16 protein-coding genes and 2 pseudogenes are annotated in these 19,347 nt (G+C 53.4%); 2 read left to right on the forward strand and 16 right to left on the reverse strand.

Features of this window, described 5'->3' with window-relative positions; translation table 11 throughout:
• The first annotated feature begins 223 nt into the window (after positions 1-223).
• Entirely contained in the window at positions 224-1,159 is a 936-nt protein-coding gene (locus M8T91_RS09495; protein WP_301413827.1) for a hypothetical protein, read from the forward strand.
• An 88-nt stretch (positions 1,160-1,247) separates the two neighbouring features.
• On the opposite strand, the gene M8T91_RS09500 is transcribed toward M8T91_RS09495, so the two are convergent.
• Positions 1,248-1,703 carry a DUF1289 domain-containing protein gene (locus M8T91_RS09500; RefSeq protein WP_301413829.1) on the reverse strand — a complete coding sequence of 152 codons (456 nt, stop codon included), beginning with the start codon at positions 1,701-1,703 and terminating at the stop codon, positions 1,248-1,250.
• Between the two features lie 304 nt (positions 1,704-2,007).
• Between M8T91_RS09500 and acnB the strand changes: the two genes are divergently transcribed.
• Positions 2,008-4,623 carry a bifunctional aconitate hydratase 2/2-methylisocitrate dehydratase gene (gene acnB, locus M8T91_RS09505; protein WP_301419058.1) on the forward strand — a complete coding sequence of 872 codons (2,616 nt, stop codon included), beginning with the start codon at positions 2,008-2,010 and terminating at the stop codon, positions 4,621-4,623.
• Between the two features lie 395 nt (positions 4,624-5,018).
• On the opposite strand, the gene M8T91_RS09510 is transcribed toward acnB, so the two are convergent.
• The 15 genes and pseudogenes from M8T91_RS09510 to M8T91_RS09580 all read right to left on the reverse strand — a co-directional run bounded on the left by M8T91_RS09510 (position 5,019) and on the right by M8T91_RS09580 (position 19,319).
• A complete protein-coding gene (locus M8T91_RS09510; RefSeq protein ID WP_301413832.1) occupies positions 5,019-6,005 on the reverse strand; it encodes a HEAT repeat domain-containing protein in 987 nt (328 codons plus the stop codon).
• A gap of 183 nt (positions 6,006-6,188) precedes the next feature.
• A pseudogene (locus tag M8T91_RS09515) lies at positions 6,189-6,305 on the reverse strand (IS3 family transposase); the annotation flags it as partial.
• Positions 6,293-6,623: pseudogene (tnpA, locus tag M8T91_RS09520) on the reverse strand (IS200/IS605 family transposase); the annotation flags it as partial. The pseudogenes tnpA and M8T91_RS09515, both read right to left, overlap by 13 nt.
• 379 nt (positions 6,624-7,002) lie before the next feature.
• Positions 7,003-7,902, reverse strand: a complete 900-nt coding sequence (locus M8T91_RS09525; RefSeq protein WP_301413834.1) for a zinc metalloprotease — start codon at positions 7,900-7,902, stop codon at positions 7,003-7,005.
• A gap of 443 nt (positions 7,903-8,345) precedes the next feature.
• Entirely contained in the window at positions 8,346-8,810 is a 465-nt protein-coding gene (locus tag M8T91_RS09530; RefSeq protein WP_301413836.1) for a thioesterase family protein, read from the reverse strand.
• On the reverse strand, positions 8,807-10,204 hold the full coding sequence (sthA, locus tag M8T91_RS09535; RefSeq protein WP_301413837.1) for a Si-specific NAD(P)(+) transhydrogenase: 1,398 nt from the start codon (positions 10,202-10,204) through the stop codon (positions 8,807-8,809). Before sthA ends, M8T91_RS09530 begins: the two co-directional genes overlap by 4 nt.
• A gap of 103 nt (positions 10,205-10,307) precedes the next feature.
• On the reverse strand, positions 10,308-10,547 hold the full coding sequence (gene nqrM / locus M8T91_RS09540) for a (Na+)-NQR maturation NqrM (protein WP_301413838.1): 240 nt from the start codon (positions 10,545-10,547) through the stop codon (positions 10,308-10,310).
• Entirely contained in the window at positions 10,547-11,470 is a 924-nt protein-coding gene (locus M8T91_RS09545) for an FAD:protein FMN transferase (RefSeq protein WP_301413839.1), read from the reverse strand. Before M8T91_RS09545 ends, nqrM begins: the two co-directional genes overlap by 1 nt.
• 149 nt (positions 11,471-11,619) lie before the next feature.
• Positions 11,620-12,846, reverse strand: coding sequence for an NADH:ubiquinone reductase (Na(+)-transporting) subunit F (nqrF, locus tag M8T91_RS09550; protein ID WP_301413840.1), 1,227 nt, complete (start codon positions 12,844-12,846; stop codon positions 11,620-11,622).
• 18 nt (positions 12,847-12,864) lie between these two features.
• A complete protein-coding gene (gene nqrE / locus M8T91_RS09555) occupies positions 12,865-13,425 on the reverse strand; it encodes an NADH:ubiquinone reductase (Na(+)-transporting) subunit E (RefSeq protein ID WP_436970333.1) in 561 nt (186 codons plus the stop codon).
• Positions 13,426-13,476: 51 nt separating this feature from the next.
• Positions 13,477-14,133, reverse strand: coding sequence for an NADH:ubiquinone reductase (Na(+)-transporting) subunit D (locus M8T91_RS09560; RefSeq protein ID WP_301413842.1), 657 nt, complete (start codon positions 14,131-14,133; stop codon positions 13,477-13,479).
• A gap of 2 nt (positions 14,134-14,135) precedes the next feature.
• Positions 14,136-14,918 carry a Na(+)-translocating NADH-quinone reductase subunit C gene (locus M8T91_RS09565; RefSeq protein WP_301413843.1) on the reverse strand — a complete coding sequence of 261 codons (783 nt, stop codon included), beginning with the start codon at positions 14,916-14,918 and terminating at the stop codon, positions 14,136-14,138.
• Positions 14,911-16,122: an NADH:ubiquinone reductase (Na(+)-transporting) subunit B gene (locus M8T91_RS09570; protein WP_301413844.1), complete on the reverse strand. Its 1,212-nt coding sequence runs from the start codon at positions 16,120-16,122 to the stop codon at positions 14,911-14,913. Before M8T91_RS09570 ends, M8T91_RS09565 begins: the two co-directional genes overlap by 8 nt.
• A 2-nt stretch (positions 16,123-16,124) precedes the next feature.
• Complete coding sequence (locus M8T91_RS09575) at positions 16,125-17,465, reverse strand: Na(+)-translocating NADH-quinone reductase subunit A (RefSeq protein WP_301413845.1); 1,341 nt, start codon at positions 17,463-17,465, stop codon at positions 16,125-16,127.
• Between the two features lie 378 nt (positions 17,466-17,843).
• Entirely contained in the window at positions 17,844-19,319 is a 1,476-nt protein-coding gene (locus tag M8T91_RS09580) for a glyceraldehyde-3-phosphate dehydrogenase (RefSeq protein ID WP_301419060.1), read from the reverse strand.
• Between the last annotated feature and the right edge of the window lie 28 nt (positions 19,320-19,347).

A 19,347-nucleotide genomic window follows, 5' to 3' on the forward strand; every position in this document is an offset into this window, starting at 1 on the left:
ATATTACTGGAAGTCTGCATATTCCACAGGAGCTTTAACTAATACTATTTGTTGTAACAGATCCGGCAACTATGCCCGGCCAATAATCAGGGGTAAAGATCAGGAATTGCTGTGAGCGCAGAGAGTTTCAATGGTTAAAATTTCGGTTAATTTTTATCATAAAACTGGTAACGATTTATTAAGTGTATTAATATAGAGCTTTACCACACCGGGAGCAGCAACAATGAAACACTATCGGGAATTGGCACAGGCAATCCCGCCACTGCTGGACAAATTGCACTCCAGCGCCACCAGGCTGCGCGAGTCCCTGGAACAGTTGCAAGCCGCAGGCAAACCCTGGCAGCACTACCTGCTGCAACCCGGGTTTGCCCAGGATGCCTCTCTGGCTCTCGGTAAAAGCTTTGAGCAGCCCTTTTCGTTGACAGGCGCCTTGTACGCGCAACTGGATTACTTAGAGCCCATGGGCTCTGGTAGTGACGCTCGTGTCACTTTGCAAATCCCAGGATTGCTTGCAGTACCGAGTAAAACCCTTTCCCTCGCACAGCAGTTCAATGCGCAAAAAAAAGAATTTTACAACGCTATTTCAAGCTTCAGAGCAGCCCTGGAACAACGCCCGGTGGCAGAGCGCGACCGCAGTGTACGGGAAGTGCTGACACAATCCGGCCACCCCCGCGCCCATCTGCGCCAATGCTATCGGCTGATACTCCTCTGCCCCAATCGCCCAGATGCCATCGCCCTATCCTGGATAAAGGCGCGTAAATCAATCCGAAAAGTGACCGTGGGCTGGTGCGAGAAAAAACTGGTGCAACTGGATCCAGCGGGCTCCGATCCGGGCATACAATACCAGCGGCAGCTGCTTGCTGGCTTGCATAAGAGCCAGCAAGAGGATCTTCGCCAGGTGCAGGTTCAGAGCCGCCCCAACCTGCAGGTGGCGGAAATTTTCTATGGACAAGAAAAAGAACAGGAAGATGCCTATCGGCAGGTCGGGTATTCATCCATGCCGGTTTTAATCCAGGCCAATAGTGCTGGACAACTACCCAACTTTACCCGTATTGATCATCAGCCCAGCCCGAGCCGCCGTCGCCAGCGACGGGATCTGGGGTTGGCCTCTGAAGCTTTCTTGCCTGCACTCAGGGTGTTCCTGAGAGAACAGAGATAAAAAAGCGCAATTCCTGTGCAAGTTTGTCACCGCTTTTCGGCAACACTGTCAAAAGAGACTTGGTGCTAAGAGAAATATCCGGACATAGTCAGCCCTCCACTATCCCCGGGGATACATAGCGCTGGTAGTAGGAAACCGACAAGGCATAAAAATCCTCATCAATACGCTGGCGAATTTCCTCAAGGGATAAGCCCCGGGCCTGGTTTGTAGGGCTTACCCCATACTCCCGTGGATTGGCAATCTGACTTGCTCCTGCACGCAATAGTTCAAACACCCAACAGTAAGGATTTTGGCGATCGTCAAAACGAATCTGCTGATGTTTCAACTGAGCCAGCAACAGCGGCTGATCTACAATTTCCAACAGGCTGCGTACCGCACTGGCCAAGTAGCCTTCGCGCCGCTGTGCAATGATACGGCGCTGCTCCTCGGTATAGGCGTTCCAATCGATGACTTCATGGGCAAAACGCTTGCACCCGCGGCATACCTCGTCACCAATACCAGTTGAACAGACCCCAATACAGGGGGTGCGAATTTTTCTGTACATCGAATACCCAGTTTGATCCACTCCAGCCACATCGGCCCGAGTGAAAGTTGCAGGTAGACTATTGCGTTTCGGTCATCAAGAAAAGGGGGGAAACTCCGGCCAGCGGACCACCAACATTCACCGTGCCTATAGCCAGAATTTGCCTAAATTATTGATTTTTCGATAAACTTAACAGTAGTAAGACTTTCCTGTAGTATTCGCCACCCCGCCTTCAGCGGCCTCGAAAAAATCCCGAGAACCCGTGCATAGACCGGGAATGCCACCCGCTGTTGGTGCCACTCCATATATGAAGAGGGACGTATCCGTGCTCGAAGCCTACCTCAAACACGTCGCAGAACGCGCCGAACAGGGTATCCCACCAAAGCCACTGGACGCCGAGCAGGTAGCCGGCCTGGTTGAGTTGCTCAAAGCCCCGCCTGAGGGCAAAGAACAGGAACTGGTTGAATTGCTCACCCACCGCGTACCGCCGGGTGTTGACGAGGCCGCTTATGTCAAGGCCGGTTTCCTCTCTGCCATTATCAAAGGCGAAGCAGACTCCCCTCTGATCGATCGCAAACAGGCGGTAGAGCTGCTTGGTCAAATGTTGGGTGGCTACAATATCGCCACCCTGGTTGAATTGCTGGACGACAAGGATTTGGGCGGGCTGGCTGCCGAGCAGTTGAAAGGTACGCTGCTGATGTTCGATGCTTTCCACGATGTGGAAGAAAAAGCCAAGGCCGGCAATGAAAATGCCAGGGCGGTCCTGCAATCCTGGGCCGACGCCGAGTGGTTTGCCAAGCGCAACAAGGTGCCGGAAAGCATCAAGGTGGCAGTATTCAAGGTAACCGGGGAGACCAACACCGATGATTTGTCCCCGGCGCCCGATGCTTGGTCGCGTCCGGATATCCCCCTGCATGCACTCGCCATGTACAAAATGCAGCGCGACGGCCTGAAGCCGCAAGAACCCGGAGCCGTAGGCCCTTTGCAACAAATCGAGGCGGTGAAAGCCAAAGGCCTTCCTGTTGCCTTTGTCGGCGATGTCGTCGGCACCGGCTCCTCGCGTAAATCTGCCACCAACTCCGTGTTATGGTACTTTGGCGAAGAGATACCCGGCGTGCCCAATAAAAAAGGGGGGGGGATCTGTATCGGCAGTAAAGTTGCCCCCATCTTCTACAACACCATGGAAGATGCCGGAGCGTTGGTATTCGAAGCACCGGTTGATGCCCTGGGCATGGGCGATGTAATTGAAATCCGTCCTTATGAGGGAAAAATTCTCTCCGAAGATGGCCAAGTACTGTCCGAATTCCAATTAAAATCCGAGGTTCTGCTCGACGAGGTTCAGGCCGGTGGCCGTATCAATCTGATTATCGGTCGCGGTCTCACCGGTAAAGCATGGGAATCTCTGGGCCTGCCCCCCTCTGACCTGTTCCGAAAGCCCAAACAGCCGGTCGATACAGGCAAGGGCTTCACACTGGCACAGAAGATGGTCGGCAAAGCCTGTGGTATGGCGGGGGTTCGCCCGGGTACCTACTGCGAACCCAAAATGACTACCGTGGGCTCTCAGGACACCACCGGCCCCATGACCCGGGATGAACTGAAAGACTTGGCCTGTCTCGGCTTTTCCGCCGATCTGGTCATGCAATCCTTTTGTCATACCGCAGCCTATCCCAAACCCGTTGACATCGACACCCAGCACACCCTGCCGGACTTTATTATGAACCGCGGCGGCGTTTCCCTGCGCCCGGCAGACGGCATTATCCACAGCTGGCTGAACCGGATGCTGTTGCCCGACACCGTGGGTACTGGTGGTGATTCCCACACCCGTTTTCCCATGGGGATCTCTTTCCCTGCCGGTTCCGGACTGGTGGCCTTCGCGGCGGCCACCGGTGTCATGCCCCTGGATATGCCCGAATCTGTACTGGTGCGTTTCAAGGGTGAAATGCAACCCGGCATCACCCTGCGCGACCTGGTGCATGCCATTCCCTACTATGCCATCAAGCAAGGCCTGTTGACTGTAGAGAAAAAAGGCAAGAAGAATATCTTCTCTGGCCGCATTCTTGAGATCGAAGGGCTGGAAAATCTGACTGTTGAGCAGGCCTTCGAGCTATCCGATGCCTCTGCCGAGCGCTCTGCAGCCGGGTGTACCATCAAGCTGTCTGAAGACACCATCGCCGAATATCTGCGTTCCAACATCACCCTGTTGCGCTGGATGATTGCCGAGGGTTATGGCTCCAAACGCACCCTGGAGCGCCGCGCTCGCGCTATGGAAGCGTGGCTAGCCGCCCCGAGCCTGATGCAAGCGGATGCCAATGCCGAATATCTTGAGGTGATCGAAATTGATCTGGCAGAAATCCATGAACCCATCGTCTGTGCGCCGAACGACCCGGATGACGCCCGATTGTTATCCGAGGTGGCTGGCGATAAGGTGGATGAGGTATTTATTGGCTCCTGTATGACCAATATCGGCCACTTCCGCGCTGCGGGTAAACTTCTGGAACAGCACAAGGGTGGCATTGCTACCCGCATGTGGATTGCACCGCCTACCAAAATGGATGAACACCAGCTGATGGAAGAAGGCTACTACAACATTTATGGCGCTTCCGGTGCCCGCACCGAAATGCCTGGATGCTCCCTGTGTATGGGTAACCAGGCCCGCGTAGCACCAAACAGCACGGTACTGTCCACTTCCACCCGCAATTTTCCCAACCGCCTGGGCGACGGTGCCAATGTCTACCTCACTTCTGCAGAACTTGCCTCAGTGGGTGCCATTCTCGGCAGACTGCCCACTCTGGAGGAGTATCAGGCGTATGCGAAAAACATCAACTCTATGGCAGGCGAGATCTATCGCTACATGAACTTTGACCAGATTGAGGAATTCCAGAAGTCTGCTGAGGAAGGCAAACGTATCGCCGCCATTGAAATCCAGGAGGTTGCCATTTAAGTAGTAGCATTGCCGGCCAGGAAGTATAATCAGCAACTAACCGCCGCGCAGATAGTTGCTGAAAGTCTTCTTTAGAGACTAGGGGCTATTAGTTAGAACTCTCCCGCATATATCTACTCCTGACGGCACATCTTTCTTCCCTGGCGCTTTATATATTCTCAAATCATCTCTTGTGATGGTCTAATTGAGGCTTTTTATTGCTCATAACAGTCAAACAATACATCCCAGCTTTAGATGAGTTCGATTTGGAAGTCGATAAATATGGGGATTATTGGTTTGTAGAGCACACAACGAACCAAGATAGTTGTCGCGGACCGGCCACCGTGATTATCGTCGGACAAGAGAGGCAAGCCACTGTGTTGAACTGATCAGACATTACACAGCGACTACCTGAATCAATTTCCGCTGTCATCCAAATAGAGACTCAGGATTCGAGAGTTCCAGATACCTTCATTACTCGTAACATTTTGCCAACGGTCACGTTGCTTCAATAGAAAGGCGTTGCTCTTTTCAGTTCCCAAATCTCCGATAGCTTTCAGTGCCATAGCTCGATCCTGCCAGATATCCGAGTTTTGGTAAAGATTGACAAGATGGTCAAACTGGTCTTCCGCTCGTAGGATACCGAGGCCTGAGATCGCTGCTAGCCTGATGTATTCAGCCGGATGACTGGTCATTTCTACCATGAAAGGCTTTGCTAGCTTATTGTTCGAGAACGCCAGTTCGTACATAGTGAGATAAATGGAGCCATCGCCTGAGTTGAACGCGCGGATTTTCTCGATCAGGTCTTCCACTTCAGCATCTGGTAGGCTGCGATTATGGTAATTCTGATTTACCTTCGCCGCTAATTCTTTGATGACCAGCTCAAGTGGTTCGTTATAAGCCGGTTCGTTGATTTCATCCATTGACCACACTGGTACTTTGGCGCGTTTGACGAAGGAAACCAGTCGCCGTGATTGGCCGGAGACTGTGAGATTCGCCTGGGCCATGCTCAAAGTGACCATGGGTGAAAAACTGGATACTCGGTGAGAAATTATTTCTAGATCGTGCAATATGAATTGATCTTTAGTATCTGATGTGAACGTGACCCCTGCTTTACGTGCTTGTAATTCTTTTGCCAGGTGCTGCTCGATAAACGCAGCAGCGTCAATGGGCTTTCCATCCAGATGGACAACCATCGGAAGCTTGCTGACCGATACTTCGTGAGAGTCAGCCAAGGCGTCTACGAAGTGTACCTTCGCCAATCCTGAATCATCCGTGGGACGATGGCTCCACGCCTGTTCCGATACTACGGGACGCTCTGTCGAGACAGTTAGCGTGCAGGCCTGCAATAGTGTGGCTGCAAGTACGCATGTTACTACAGTCTTGATCGAAAAATGCTCCACATGTCCTCCTAATAGGCTGGGTGGAATTTGCAGTTAGATATCGAACGGTGGATGGTAGAATGAGTGCGTGAGCCAAGCAAGTTCCGGTGGGGTCATACTGTAAATTGTATTAGTTGTATTAGTTCAGACAGGCCCTAGTCTCTCTTTCTCCCGCTCCAGGTAGTTGATCCGGGCCTCAAGCTATTGGATCTTTTGCTGCCAGGGGATAAGTGCTTTACTCGCGGGCGTCTCTCCGCCACGTTCAGCTTCAAGCTGCTTCACCCATGGGCGGATGGCGGTGGTACCTGTATCCAATAACCTCCCGTCCAGAAGTGTTGTCCTACATAATTTCTATGCAGGCCAGAGTAGATCCTTGCGATGTAAATAGCACTTTCCCCTTTGATATATCCAACCACCTGGGAGACAGCGTATTTGGGCGGAATCGATACCATCATATGGACATGATCCGGCACTACGTGCCTCTCCTCAATCAGGCTCTCCTTTTGCCGGGCCAACTGGTGAAATAACGTGGGCAACTCTCTACGCACTTGTCCAAACGGTAGCTTTCTACGATACTTTGGGATAAAAACTAGTATGGTACTTACACTTCCATCTCATGTGACTTAAACTGTCCACCATGTCTCAAGGTGACCCCTTTGCCTTTGTGTGTTACTTGGCAGCTCACACATTGTAGTTACTATGGAACTTACGGATCTGTCAAACTATGCGTGTCTCCCCGGCAAAGCTGTGGGGCTCCCTTTTGGACTAGACGGGCAGCACCCAATTTGAACTCCGGGGAGAAGGAACGACGTTGTCTACTCACTGAACACCTCTGTCTCAGGTGGCGATTTTACCACCTAAATTGGTGTCCGAGTTTAGTAGACCACTATCCTATGCTTAAGGGTAATTACAGCTAGGGCCGCATGTAGCTCTTTACGCGGCTCCCAGCTTCTATTGAAGCCGGGAACTTAGGACCTATCACTATATGGTAGAAACGGATTCCCTTTCGGATCAGGTTCTAAAGACCACGGTAAAAGCTACTCTGCTGGTCAGCACGGGTTGATTGGCCCGAGGTAAATTGGAACATACAGGCATTATCGGTGTAATTCATGTAGTTGTGGATCGGGTCCACGCCTGGAAATCCAGGTCCCTGGCAGGAGTCCCGTCCCACCGGACATCCGCGGGATGGAGAGCTTTCCGCCGGCGTATCTGCGACAAAGTCTCCCGGGCTGCTGCAGCCACCCTGAAAGGTATGGTACAACCCCACCCAATGTCCCACTTCATGAACCAGGATATCTCCCTCGTTGTAGGGTGAGGCACTGCCACCCGGCAGGGACTCCGTCAAAATAACCACGCCATCATTAATGGGATTTGAGGCATAACTGCTGGGAAAGGTTGCCCATCCCAACAAACCACCACCGATATTCGCCGTGTAAATATTTAAATCTGCGGCGCCTCCTACGCGTAGCGCCGACTTCATCTGGAATTCGGCACTGGTACTGGGTGCGACTTGGTACCAACTGTTATTTGCTGTGGTTGTCACCGATGCCAGGTTGAAACTGAAAGGTGTTGCAGAAAATGCGGCATTCAATACGCTCATTTGGTTGTTGATTTCAAGGAGAGACAGGGAACCATTTCCGAAGGTGTCTGTGATTACATGAAAATGCACGTTCACCCCTACCAGACCAGCCTGGCGATGAACATAATTGCGCAATGCACCGTTCATCATTCTAAAATAACTCTCCTGCAATACTGCCTCTTGTTCCGTTGGGTGCTCCGTACCACAGCGAAGCGCTTTTTGACTCCCTTCAATCTCTTCGAGGGCAAGCAGGTTATGGGAAAGCAGGACAGAAGGGAAAAATAACAGACTCAAAAACCAGGATTTTATTCGCAACCTATTATTCATTAAGGATTTCATTAGAAGTTTCCTCTATTATTATTGTTACGTCATATCATATTTATATACTTCCAAAAAGTTATTGCTCGATCCCTTTCTATTGAAATTTAGTTATAACAACACCAGTAGCAATACACCGCCAATAGAGTGCACCAGGGTGGTCACAAGATATCTTATTCAGGGGCAACTGCAACTGGAACTGTTTTGGAATCCCGTGACTTGGCCCACAAAAAATAACCCCTGAGTGATTTTAACGGCCAATAAATTAAGCTTATTGTTATTAGCCCTTCACGATTCGGATCAATAGCTATTGGCTGCCAGCTCAGTTTATTGGATGTCTTTTTCTCTTTTATCGCAACCAGTTATCTCTTCCGGGGAACCCTGAAGATAGCTGATAACCTGTTGTTGCCAGGCATCCCTGTATTTTATATGGGCGCCTGCCTGTACCTTTCCTCCCAGTTCCGCTAGTAGAGATAAGTGGCGGTCCCGGTGGCGATCAACATATCCATATCATTGCGCAGCTCCATACGGGTAACCACCAGTTTTTTACCTGTGCGAAGAATGGCGCCTTCACAGAGAAAATGCTGGCCCCTGCCCGGTTTCAGGTAATCCACCCGCATATCCACAGTGCCGAGTTTCGAAAGGCGATCCACCTTTTCCTCCCAGGACAAATCTCCCAAACGCTGATAGGCGGCCACCATGGCGGTGAGGCCGCCAACGGTATCCAGAGCCGTGGCGATAACACCGCCGTGTAAAATGTTTTTCCAGATATTACCGATGAGTTGTGGGCGCAATGCAAAACCTGCAGAAAGTGTTAGGGCTTCCAGGTCCAGGGACTGCATTTCAAGTCCAATTTGCTGGTTAAAAGGAATTTGCTCAAAAAACCCCTTGACCAGCTCCCGAAATTCACTCGGAGAGGGTTCTGTCATAATCGTGCAACCCGGTTAAGTCCATCCAGAGCGGCACTGCGGTATGCCTCCGCCATCGTGGGATAGTTGAATGTGGTATTGACGAAGTAATCGATCGTATTATTTTCTGCAGGCTGCTTCATAATCGCCTGGCCGATATGCACAATTTCTGCAGCTTCGGCACCGAAACAGTGAATCCCGAGGATTTCGCGGGTTTTGATGTGGAACAGGATCTTGAGCATACCCACACGCTCACCGGAAATCTGTGCGCGCGCAGTGTGCTTGAAAAGCGCACGGCCCACCTCGTAGGGCACCTTGGCGGCGGTCAACTCGGATTCGGTTTTACCCACGGAAGAGATTTCCGGTAGGGTATAGATACCGGTGGGTGCGTCTTCGACAACACGGTGGCCGCGCCCGGCAATGGCTGCCGCCACAGCACGGCCTTGATCATAGGAGGCACTGGCAAGACTGGGCCAGCCAATCACATCCCCTACCGCGTAAATATTTTCCACCTCAGTACAGTAATGATCATCTACCCTCAGCTGACCGCGGTGATTGGCTTCCAAACCAACATTATCCAGACCCAAACTGCTGGTATTACCGGTACGACCGTTACACCAGAGCAGTGCATCGGCGTGGATACGCTTGCCGGACTGCATCTCCATAATCACCCCCTGCGCATTGAGCAGTACTCGCGCATATTCTTCCCGGTGACGGACAGTCACTCCCATATCGCGCAGATGATAGCTCAGGGCATCAGAGATTTCGTCATCAAGGAATTCCAGCAGGCTGCTACGGGTATTGATCAAGTCAACCTTGACTCCCAGGCCGGCAAAAATAGAGGCATATTCGCAACCGATCACCCCTGCTCCATAGATCATAATGGAGTGTGGGGTGTGCTGCATATCCAAAATGGTATCACTGTCGTATACACGCTCGTGCCCGAAATCCACATCCGCCGGATGATACGGGCGCGAGCCAGTGGCGATGATGAATTTTTTTGCAGTGACACTTTCCGTAGCACCATCTGGCAACTGCACATCCAGGCTGTTAGCATTGTGGAAACTGGCCTCCCCCACAATCAGCTCAACCCGGTTGCGCGCATATAAAGAGGTATGCATTTCCACTTGATAGGAAATGACTTTGTTGACCGTTTGCATCACCTGGGGAAAAGTAAGCCGGCGCGGTTCACCCAGTGCGCGAAATACACTTTGTGTGTTGTAGCGCATGAGCTGTTTTACTGAGTGGCGCAGCGCCTTGGAAGGGATAGTACCCTTGTGGGTACAGTTGCCGCCAACCACCTGGCGTTTTTCGATCACCGCCACACGCATTCCTTGCTTGGCAGCGCTCATTGCAGCGGCTTCTCCAGCAGGGCCGGAACCAATAACAACCAGATCAAATTTTTGCTCTGCCATTTAACCCCTTAATTGTGCATTTCCAGCCTCTGGAGCAGGGATGCTTTCCATTCACTGAACGTTACTTTGGTAAAAACAAAAATTCGCAGATAGAATACAAAGCTTACCTGCGGTTGGTAGCATCGTAAGCAATATCCTCTACAGCGACTTTATTTCGTTGACGTTTTTGTTCTTTCTCACACGCTTCATCATCACCACCGCAGATAGCACAGTTCTGTTTCATACCGATAGTGTTGAGTCCACCGCAGGATCCTTTTAACGGTTTTTTCTGCACCATGGCGCCTACCGCCATCCCTGCGACAACCAGTAACATGACAACAAAGGCAAAGATAAACACCGTCATCACTCAGACTTCTCCAGATAAGGGGCAAAAGCGGCGCTGTACCGCTGTTCAAACCCCTTGTCAGTTTTTACCAACATAAAAACAGCCAGATTTTCGCGCTCAGCCAAAGCCATCCCCGCTTCAACACCCAGCACATTCAGAGCCGTTGCAAGGCCGTCGGCCTCGGCACAGCTATCGGCAACAACGGTCACAGATGCAAGCCTGTGCTGTAACGGGCGCCCGGTACGGGGATCTATGCTGTGTGCATAGCGCACACCCCCGCGTTCGTAGTAATTGCGGTAATCACCGCTGGTCGCTACCCCTTTGCCACTGACACCAATAGACTGCTGAACGATTTGACCTATGGAGTCAGGCGCCTCGATGCCGATTCGCCAGATTCTACCTTTTGGATTCTTACCCAGGGTACGCAGTTCACCGCCAATCTCGACCAGATAGTTGCGAATGCCCCGCTGTTCCAGAAGCAGCGCAATCCGATCGACCCCATACCCTTTGGCAATGGCCGATAGGTCTATTTCCACCGGGCGCTCTCGAGTGAGGGTATCCGGCTCACGAGTCATTTTTAGAGCATCGGAACCCACGATCTGCTGCAAGCGGGCAATGTCTGTCTCGGAGGGAATCTTCTCTGGTTCCGGCTGGGGGCCAAATCCCCATAAATTGACCAGGGGGCCAACCGTGACCTCAAAGGCGCCGTCACTGCGTCGGTAGATATCCAGAGACATCTCCACAACATCCGCAAGCGGCTTGCTCACTGGTATGGCCTGACCCACAGGGCTCCGATTGAAGCGCATCAACTCGGAATTATCGATGTAGGTGGACATAACCTGGTTGACCTGATGCAGCTCACTGTCGATCAGTGCCTGCAATTTGGCTCGATCTGCCCCTCTGGGAATATCCACCATGGTGATGTGATAACTGGTCCCCATTGTGGGGCCACTGAGCTGCCAGGTCTCTGATTTCCGGGTGCAGGCAGAAAGAAGAATAGCTACACAAAGTAAAAACAGGGCCGCAAGATCGGGCCCTGTTTTAATTTTTTTCGGGGTTTTGATTGCGTTTAGCAAACCACGCGATCCGATCAACCGCCAAAATCGTCGAGGAGAATATTTTCATCCTCAACGCCCAAGTCTTTGAGCATATTGATCACTGCCGCGTTCATCATAGGCGGTCCACACATATAGTACTCGCAGTCTTCCGGAGCCGGGTGGTCCTTCAGGTAATTTTCATAGACCACGTTGTGAATAAACCCTGTGTAACCGCTCCAGTTGTCTTCCGGCTGCGGGTCCGACAGCGCCACATGCCACTGGAAGTTATCGAATTCGGAGGCCAGGCCGTTGTAGTCTCCTTCGTAGAACATCTCCCGCAGGGAGCGGGCACCGTACCAGAAGCTGATCTTGCGCTTGGAGTTTAGGCGCTTGAGCTGGTCGAAAATGTGCGAGCGCATGGGTGCCATACCGGCACCACCACCAATAAAAACCATCTCGTTATCGGTGTCCCTGGCGAAGAACTCGCCGAAGGGTCCGTACACCTTGATCTTGTCACCAGGCTTCAGGCTGAACACATAGGAAGACATCTGACCCGGTGGTATGCCCTCGGTGCGCGGCGGCGGGGTGGCAATACGGATGTTGAACTTTACAACCCCCTTCTCCTCCGGATAGTTGGCCATGGAGTAGGCGCGTACAACAGGTTCTGTCACCTTGGATTCCAGTTTGAAAAAGCCGAAGTGCTCCCAGTCACCGCGGTACTGTTCTTCCACATCGAAATCGGCGAATTTCACATGGTGGGGCGGCGCCTCCAGCTGTACGTAACCACCTGCACGGAAGTCGACATTTTCACCTTCGGGCAGGCGCAGGGTGAGTTCCTTGATAAAAGTGGCCACATTCGGGTTAGATTCCACAGTACACTCCCACTGCTTCACACCAAACACCTCTTCGGGCACTTCGATTGTCATATCCTGTTTCACCGCCACCTGACAGGACAGGCGCTTGCCCTCTTTGGCATCGCGCGGGGTAAAGTGTGCTGCTTCAGTGGGCAGCATATCCCCCCCACCGGAGATGACTTTGCACACACACTGCGCACAGCTGCCGCCACCGCCACAGGCAGAGGCCAAAAACAGGTTGTTGGCCGCCAGGGTTTGCAGCAGTTTACCACCCGCAGGCACGGTCAGGTTCTTTTCGCCGTTGACCAGAATATTGACGTTGCCGGTGTTTACCAGGCGCGAGCGAGCTACAAGGATCACCGCTACCAGTACCAGAACGATAACGGTAAACATCGCCACGCCGAGGATAATTTCAATACTGTTCATATGATTGCTTCACCCCGCTCAGATGTCGATGCCGCCGAAGGACATAAAGCCCAGGGACATCAAACCAACCGTTACGAAGGTGATGCCCAGGCCCTTCAGGCCATCCGGTACGTCGCTATACTTCAACTTTTCGCGAATGCCCGCCAGCGCGGTAATCGCCAGGGCCCAGCCGAGGCCGGCGCCAAAGCCATAGGCAACACTCTCCCCAAACGCATACTCGCGCTCCACCATGAACAGGGAAGCCCCAAGGATGGCACAGTTCACGGTAATCAGCGGCAGAAAGACACCCAAGGCGTTGTACAGTGCCGGTACATACTTATCCAGAAACATTTCCAGAATCTGTACCAGCGCTGCGATCACACCGATATAAGACAACAAGCCAAGGAAGCTCAGATCCACATCCGGATAACCGGCCCAGGCCAGCGCACCGTCTTTCAACAGGTAGGTGTAGATCAGGTTATTCACAGGTACTGTCAGGGTCAGTACCACGATCACCGCCACCCCCAATCCAATCGCGGCTTCAATCTTCTTCGATACAGCCAGGAAGGTACACATGCCGAGAAAAAAAGCCAGCGCCATATTTTCAACAAAAACGGCGCGGATAATCAAAGAGATATAATGTTCCACGAATTAAACCTCCTGCGCCTGGGTATTGGGCGCAATCCTGAATTCGTCCTGCTCCACCTGAGCGGGCTTCCAGGCGCGAATCGCCCAGATAAACAGACCGATCAGGAAAAACGCACTAGGTGGCAACAGCAGCAGACCGTTGGGGACATACCAGCCACCGTTGCTGACGGTGTACAGGATATCCACACCAAACAGTTTGCCTGCACCAAAGAGTTCGCGAATAAAGGCCAGACCAATGAGAATCACGCTGTAGCCCAAGCCATTGCCAAGGCCGTCAAAGAAGCTGGGCAGTGGCGGGTTTTTCATAGCGAAGGCTTCTGCGCGCCCCATCACAATACAGTTGGTAATAATCAGGCCAACAAACACCGACAATTGTTTGGAGATGTCATACGCCAGCGCCTTGATCACCTGATCAACCAGAATGACCAGAGACGCGATCACTGTCATCTGCACGATAATGCGGATACTGTTGGGAATCTGGTTGCGGATCAGGGAGACCGCAACGTTGGAACAGGCCACAACCGAGGTAAGCGCGATACACATGACCAGGGTGACCTGCAGCGAACTGGTTACGGCCAGTGCAGAACAGATACCCAGGATCTGCAACGCGATCGGGTTGTTGTTAAAAATGGGCTCGAGCAGAGTGTCTTTGACTTTCATGCTTATGCCTCCCCTGCTTTCAGATTTTTCAGGAAGGGACCGAATCCCTGATTCCCCAGCCAGAAATTCACCAGGTTATCCACGCCCCTGCTGGTGAGCGTTGCACCGGACAAGCCGTCCACTTCGTGCACCGCATCAGGGCTATTGGGGTTCACCTGCCCTTTGATCACCTGGATGTCGACATTGCCCTGGCTATCGAAGACTTTCTTGCCAACCCACAGAGCCTTCCAGTTGGGATTATCCACTTCGCCACCGAGCCCGGGGGTCTCCTTATGCTCGTAGAAGCCCAGGCCCGCTACGGTATCCAGATCACTCTGCAAAGCGAGAAAGCCGTACAGAGTACCCCACAGGCCGTAACCGCGCACGGGCAGGATGACCTTATCGAGCCTGCCAGCTTTCTCTACCAGGTAAACCTCCTTGATATTTTCCCGGCGGATGATCTTAGCGGTATCCTCGTCTGCCGGCAGCCGCTCGCTCGCAGAGGCGACCTTGGCCGCAGCGCGACCACTGCCCCCAGCTGGCGCCTGGTCGGTAAACTTGCCGGTATCCAAGTCGACATACCTGACCTGCACATCGGCAAAAGCCTTCTCGACCTCTGCCCTGCTTGCGTGTGAATCCTTCAGCAGTCCTCCGGCAAGCAGGACGTTGCGCCTCATATCCAGTTCAGCATTGGCCTGCTGGGCGGGTTTGAGCAAAACAGCGGCGGTGGAAACCACCACGGAGCACACCAGGCACATTACCAGGGCGACAATCAGCGTCCCCTTTACGGAATCTTTATTAGCCACGCGCCAACCTCCGTTTGATATTGGACTGCACCACAAAGTGGTCAAACAGCGGAGCGAACAGGTTGGCGAACAGGATCGCCAGCATCATGCCTTCCGGAAAGGCAGGGTTTACAACCCGTATCAGCACCACCATCACCCCGATCAGGATGCCGTACCACCAGCGGCCAATATCGGTCATGGCAGCGGACACCGGGTCGGTAGTCATAAAGATCAGGCCGAAGGCAAAGCCGCCCACGACCAGGTGCCAGTACCAGGGCACCTGGAACATCGGGTTGGATTCTGAACCGACGAGGTTGAACAGAAAGGCGGTGGCCATCATGCCCAGTAGGGTACCGGCCACAATGCGCCAGCTGGCAATCTTCATGCCGATCAGGATCACACCGGCAACTAGTATGGCCAGGGTGGAAGTCTCACCGATGGAGCCGTGCATCTTGCCGAAGAAGGCATCGAACCAGGTCAGCTGGCCAGCGGCCGCATTGACCATATGGTTCTGGATGCCTTCACTGGCCATCACCGACAATGCGGTCGCACCGGTATAACCGTCTACGGCAGTCCAGACAGCATCACCAGACATGGCCGCGGGGTAGGCAAAAAACACAAATGCGCGGCCGGTTAGGGCCGGATTGAGGAAGTTCTTGCCAGTACCACCAAAGACTTCCTTGCCGATGACCACACCAAAACTGATACCCATAGCCACCATCCACAGGGGCAGATCCGGCGGGCAGGTGAGGGCGAACAGAATGGAAGTTACGAAAAAACCTTCGTTCACTTCATGGCCGCGCACTGCGGCAAACAGCACCTCCCAAATGCCGCCCACAACAAAAGTGACCGCATAGATAGGCAGGAAATACATGGCACCGTAGACAAAGTTGTCCCACAGGCTCGCCGGGTTATAAGCGGTCAGAGCACCAATAATCCCTTGGCGCCAACCAGACAGCTCTGGATTGGTCATGCCTGCGAGAATGGTATTGGCCTGGAAACCGATATTCCACATGCCGTAGAAGGCCGGGATCATGGCACAGGCCCACACGGTGATCATGATGCGTTTCAGGTCGATACCGTCGCGCACATGGGAAGTTGTATGGGTTGTTGAGGACGGCTGGAACAAGCCGGTATCAATCGCCTCATAGAGGACATAGAGCTTCTCGAACCGACCGCCTTTGTGGAACTGCGGCTCGATAGCGTCAAGGAATTTACGCAACATACTCAACCCTCCTTCTCAATACGAGTCAGGTTGTCCCGCAAAATGGGGCCGTATTCATACTTACCTGGACACACGAAGGTACACAGCGCCAGATCCTCTTCATCCAGCTCCAGCGCACCCAGCTTCTGGGCCATCGCCGTATCACCTACGATCAGTGTGCGCAGCAGTTGGGTCGGCAAAACATCCAGCGGCATGACTTTTTCATAGGTACCGATCGGAACCATAGCGCGCTCGGAGCCGTTGGTACTGGTAGTAAAATTGAACAGTTTGTGCCTGAACAGGCGTGACAGGTAGATTGGGAATACCGAAAAGCGCTTGTTGCCAGCACGCAGGTAGTGCAGGAACGGGCGCTCATGACCCTCCTCAAGAATCGAAACCTGGTTGTGATAACGGCCCAGGTAGGCCAAGGGCCCTGACGCAGTGCGGCCACCAAACACAGATCCGGAGATAACGCGGTCGTCAGTGCCTTTCAGTTCACCGGCAGTCAGCTCTGCCAGGCTGGCTCCGATACGGGTGCGCAGCAGGCGCGGTTGTCTGGCCTGGGGACCCGCCAGGGAAATCACACGGTCTGTGCACAGTTGACCAGTGGCAAAGAGTTTACCCACGGCGATCACATCCTGGTAATTGATGGTGAACACGCTGCGGTTGGCCGATACCGGACACAGGTAGTGGATATGGGTACCGGAAAGACCGGCCGGATGAGGGCCGGCAAACACTGCCCGGCGGATCGTCTGCGTATCCGCTACCGGGATATCCCCATCGGGGGCACTACAGACGTAGGTGATGTCCGCCAGCTTGGACAGCACCTCCACACCCTGGGAAAAAGCAGTGCGGTTCTCGGCAATCACCACTTGCGGATTAGCAGCCAGAGGATGGGTATCCATCGCATTGATAAATACTGCAACCGGCTCGGCATCCAGGGCGGGGACGCGGCTGAACGGGCGGGTGCGCAACGCGGTCCACAGGCCGGACGCAACCAGATTCTCCACGACCTGCGCACGCGCCAGGCCGGACAGCTTGTCTGCCCGGTAACTTTGGAACTGTTCCGCTGCATCGCCCTCTATCTCAATCACGACAGACTGCAGTACGCGGCGGGCACCGCGATTGATAGCAACAATACGACCCGCAGCAGGCGCTGTGTAACATACGCCCTCGGTTTTTTTGTCACTAAACAATAGCTGGCCAAGTTTGACGCGATCCCCTTCAGCCACTGCCATGGTCGGCTTCATCCCGTGGTAATCGGGGCCGAGCACAGCAACGGTCTTGAGCGCAGGTCCATCGTGGATGACCTGCTCGGGCGCGCCGGATATGGGTAAGTCCAATCCCCGACGGATCTTTCTCATACGCCTATGCCTAAGTTTCTAGTTTGAAAAAGTGCAATACAACTGCCAATCCAGATTCGTTCTGTGCTTCAGCCAAACTCGGACCGGTAAGTCATATTGTGGAATTCCGCGCTGCGGGGGCTTACACCGTTTCACCCGTAGACCGGGGGGAAGGAAGCTAACTCTGGTTTGCGCACGCTAACTTCGGCGCACAGTCGCCCCGCAAAATCGCGCGCATTATAAAGTTGGGACAGGGGCTTTACCAGTCTGGAAGTCCCCAAAGTGGCATCGGAATGGAAAATTTTTTACTGGAAAAACAGGGGTTTGTAGCGTTTTGCCAGAAGCCCTTGTGACCCGCCAGGCATTTCGCAGGCCCACAAGGGACAGGCGGGCAGTGGCTTAATCCCGCTTGGGAAACAACTTGTACCGAACACCCGCCATATCTTCCAGGCAGCGCACCACCTGACAACTGTAGCCAAACTCGTTGTCATACCAGCAGTAAAGCACTGCGTTCTTGCCGTCCACGATAGTCGCATTGGAGTCGAATACGCAGGCGCGGCGGGAGCCTACAAAGTCACTGGACACCACTTCCGGGGAGTTGGTGTAATCGATCTGCTGGCGCAGCGGCGAGTGCAGAGCCACTTCGCGCATATATTCATTGAGCTGTTCCTTGCTGGTCTCCTGGCCCAGGTTCAGGTTGAGAATCGCCATGGAAACATTCGGGGTTGGAACGCGAATCGCATTGCCGGTGAGCCTGCCCTTCAGCTCGGGTAACGCCTTGGCTACCGCTTTGGCCGCACCGGTCTCGGTCAGCACCATATTCAATGCTGCAGCGCGCCCGCGGCGCTCGCCCTTGTGGTAATTGTCGATCAGGTTCTGATCGTTGGTGTAGGCGTGAACGGTTTCCACATGGCCGTGCTCTACCCCGTATCCATCCATGATTGCTTTCAATACCGGCACTATGGCATTGGTGGTGCAGGAAGCTGCAGAGAGCACCTTGTCTTCCGGCTTGATATCAGTGTTATTGATGCCGTAAACGATATTCTTGATCTCACCTTTCCCCGGTGCAGTAAGGATAACCTTGGAAACACCGGGACACGCCAGATGCTGGCTCAGGCCCTCTTCATCGCGCCACGCGCCGGTACTGTCCACCACAATGGCGTCGTGGATACCGTAGTCGGTGTAATTCACCTCCTGCGGAGCGCTGGCATAGACAATTTTGATCTCATTGCCATTGCAGATCAGGGAACTGGTCTCCTCATCCACACGAATAGTGCCCTGGAAAGCGCCGTGCACCGAGTCGCGGCGCAGCAGAGAAGCGCGCTTGACCAGGTCGTTCGGAGCCTTGCCCTTGCGCAGCACAATAGCGCGCAGGCGCAGCACATCACCACTGCCGGCCTTGTCAATCAATAGGCGTGCCACCAAACGGCCAATACGGCCAAAACCGTAGATCACCACGTCCTTGGGCTCAGGCAGCGGTTTGCCGGCACCCGCCGCATCCGCCAGCTCTTCACGCACAAACTGATCCACAGGCAAACCGCGATCATCCCGCATAAACTTATTAGTCAGGGTACCCAGGTCGATATGCACGGGGCCCAGATCCAACTTGCCGATAGCCTCCAGCACCGGAAAGGTTTCAAATTCAGAGAGTTCATTCTCCTCTACCTGGCGTACGAACCGGTGTGCTTTCATAATACTCAGCACGGAGCGGTTGACCAGGTTGCGGCCGTACATATAAATACCGACATTGCGCTCGCGGTTGAGTTTTCCGATCATCGGGATCATGGATTCCGCCAGCGCTTCGCGCTGCTTCCAGTCCTTGAAAAAGTCCGCGGGCTTCGGTCGCTTCTGAATCACTGTCAGATACCTCTGCATTGTGTTGGGTAGGCAGGAAACCACGACC

This window comes from Microbulbifer sp. MI-G (assembly GCF_030440425.1).
Taxonomy (GTDB): domain Bacteria; phylum Pseudomonadota; class Gammaproteobacteria; order Pseudomonadales; family Cellvibrionaceae; genus Microbulbifer; species Microbulbifer spongiae.

Coding starts and splice junctions, on each gene's coding strand:
- sthA (WP_301413837.1), bottom strand. CDS start 10,204: ATGGCAGAGCAAAAATTTGATCTGGTTGTTATTGGTTCCGGCCCTGCT.
- nqrF (WP_301413840.1), bottom strand. CDS start 12,846: ATGAACAGTATTGAAATTATCCTCGGCGTGGCGATGTTTACCGTTATC.
- M8T91_RS09525 (WP_301413834.1), bottom strand. CDS start 7,902: ATGAAATCCTTAATGAATAATAGGTTGCGAATAAAATCCTGGTTTTTG.
- M8T91_RS09580 (WP_301419060.1), bottom strand. CDS start 19,319: ATGCAGAGGTATCTGACAGTGATTCAGAAGCGACCGAAGCCCGCGGAC.
- M8T91_RS09495 (WP_301413827.1), top strand. CDS start 224: ATGAAACACTATCGGGAATTGGCACAGGCAATCCCGCCACTGCTGGAC.
- M8T91_RS09570 (WP_301413844.1), bottom strand. CDS start 16,122: ATGTTGCGTAAATTCCTTGACGCTATCGAGCCGCAGTTCCACAAAGGC.
- nqrE (WP_436970333.1), bottom strand. CDS start 13,425: ATGGCGCTGGCTTTTTTTCTCGGCATGTGTACCTTCCTGGCTGTATCG.
- M8T91_RS09530 (WP_301413836.1), bottom strand. CDS start 8,810: ATGACAGAACCCTCTCCGAGTGAATTTCGGGAGCTGGTCAAGGGGTTT.
- M8T91_RS09560 (WP_301413842.1), bottom strand. CDS start 14,133: ATGAAAGTCAAAGACACTCTGCTCGAGCCCATTTTTAACAACAACCCG.
- M8T91_RS09500 (WP_301413829.1), bottom strand. CDS start 1,703: ATGTACAGAAAAATTCGCACCCCCTGTATTGGGGTCTGTTCAACTGGT.
- M8T91_RS09545 (WP_301413839.1), bottom strand. CDS start 11,470: ATGGGGACCAGTTATCACATCACCATGGTGGATATTCCCAGAGGGGCA.
- M8T91_RS09575 (WP_301413845.1), bottom strand. CDS start 17,465: ATGAGAAAGATCCGTCGGGGATTGGACTTACCCATATCCGGCGCGCCC.
- nqrM (WP_301413838.1), bottom strand. CDS start 10,547: ATGACGGTGTTTATCTTTGCCTTTGTTGTCATGTTACTGGTTGTCGCA.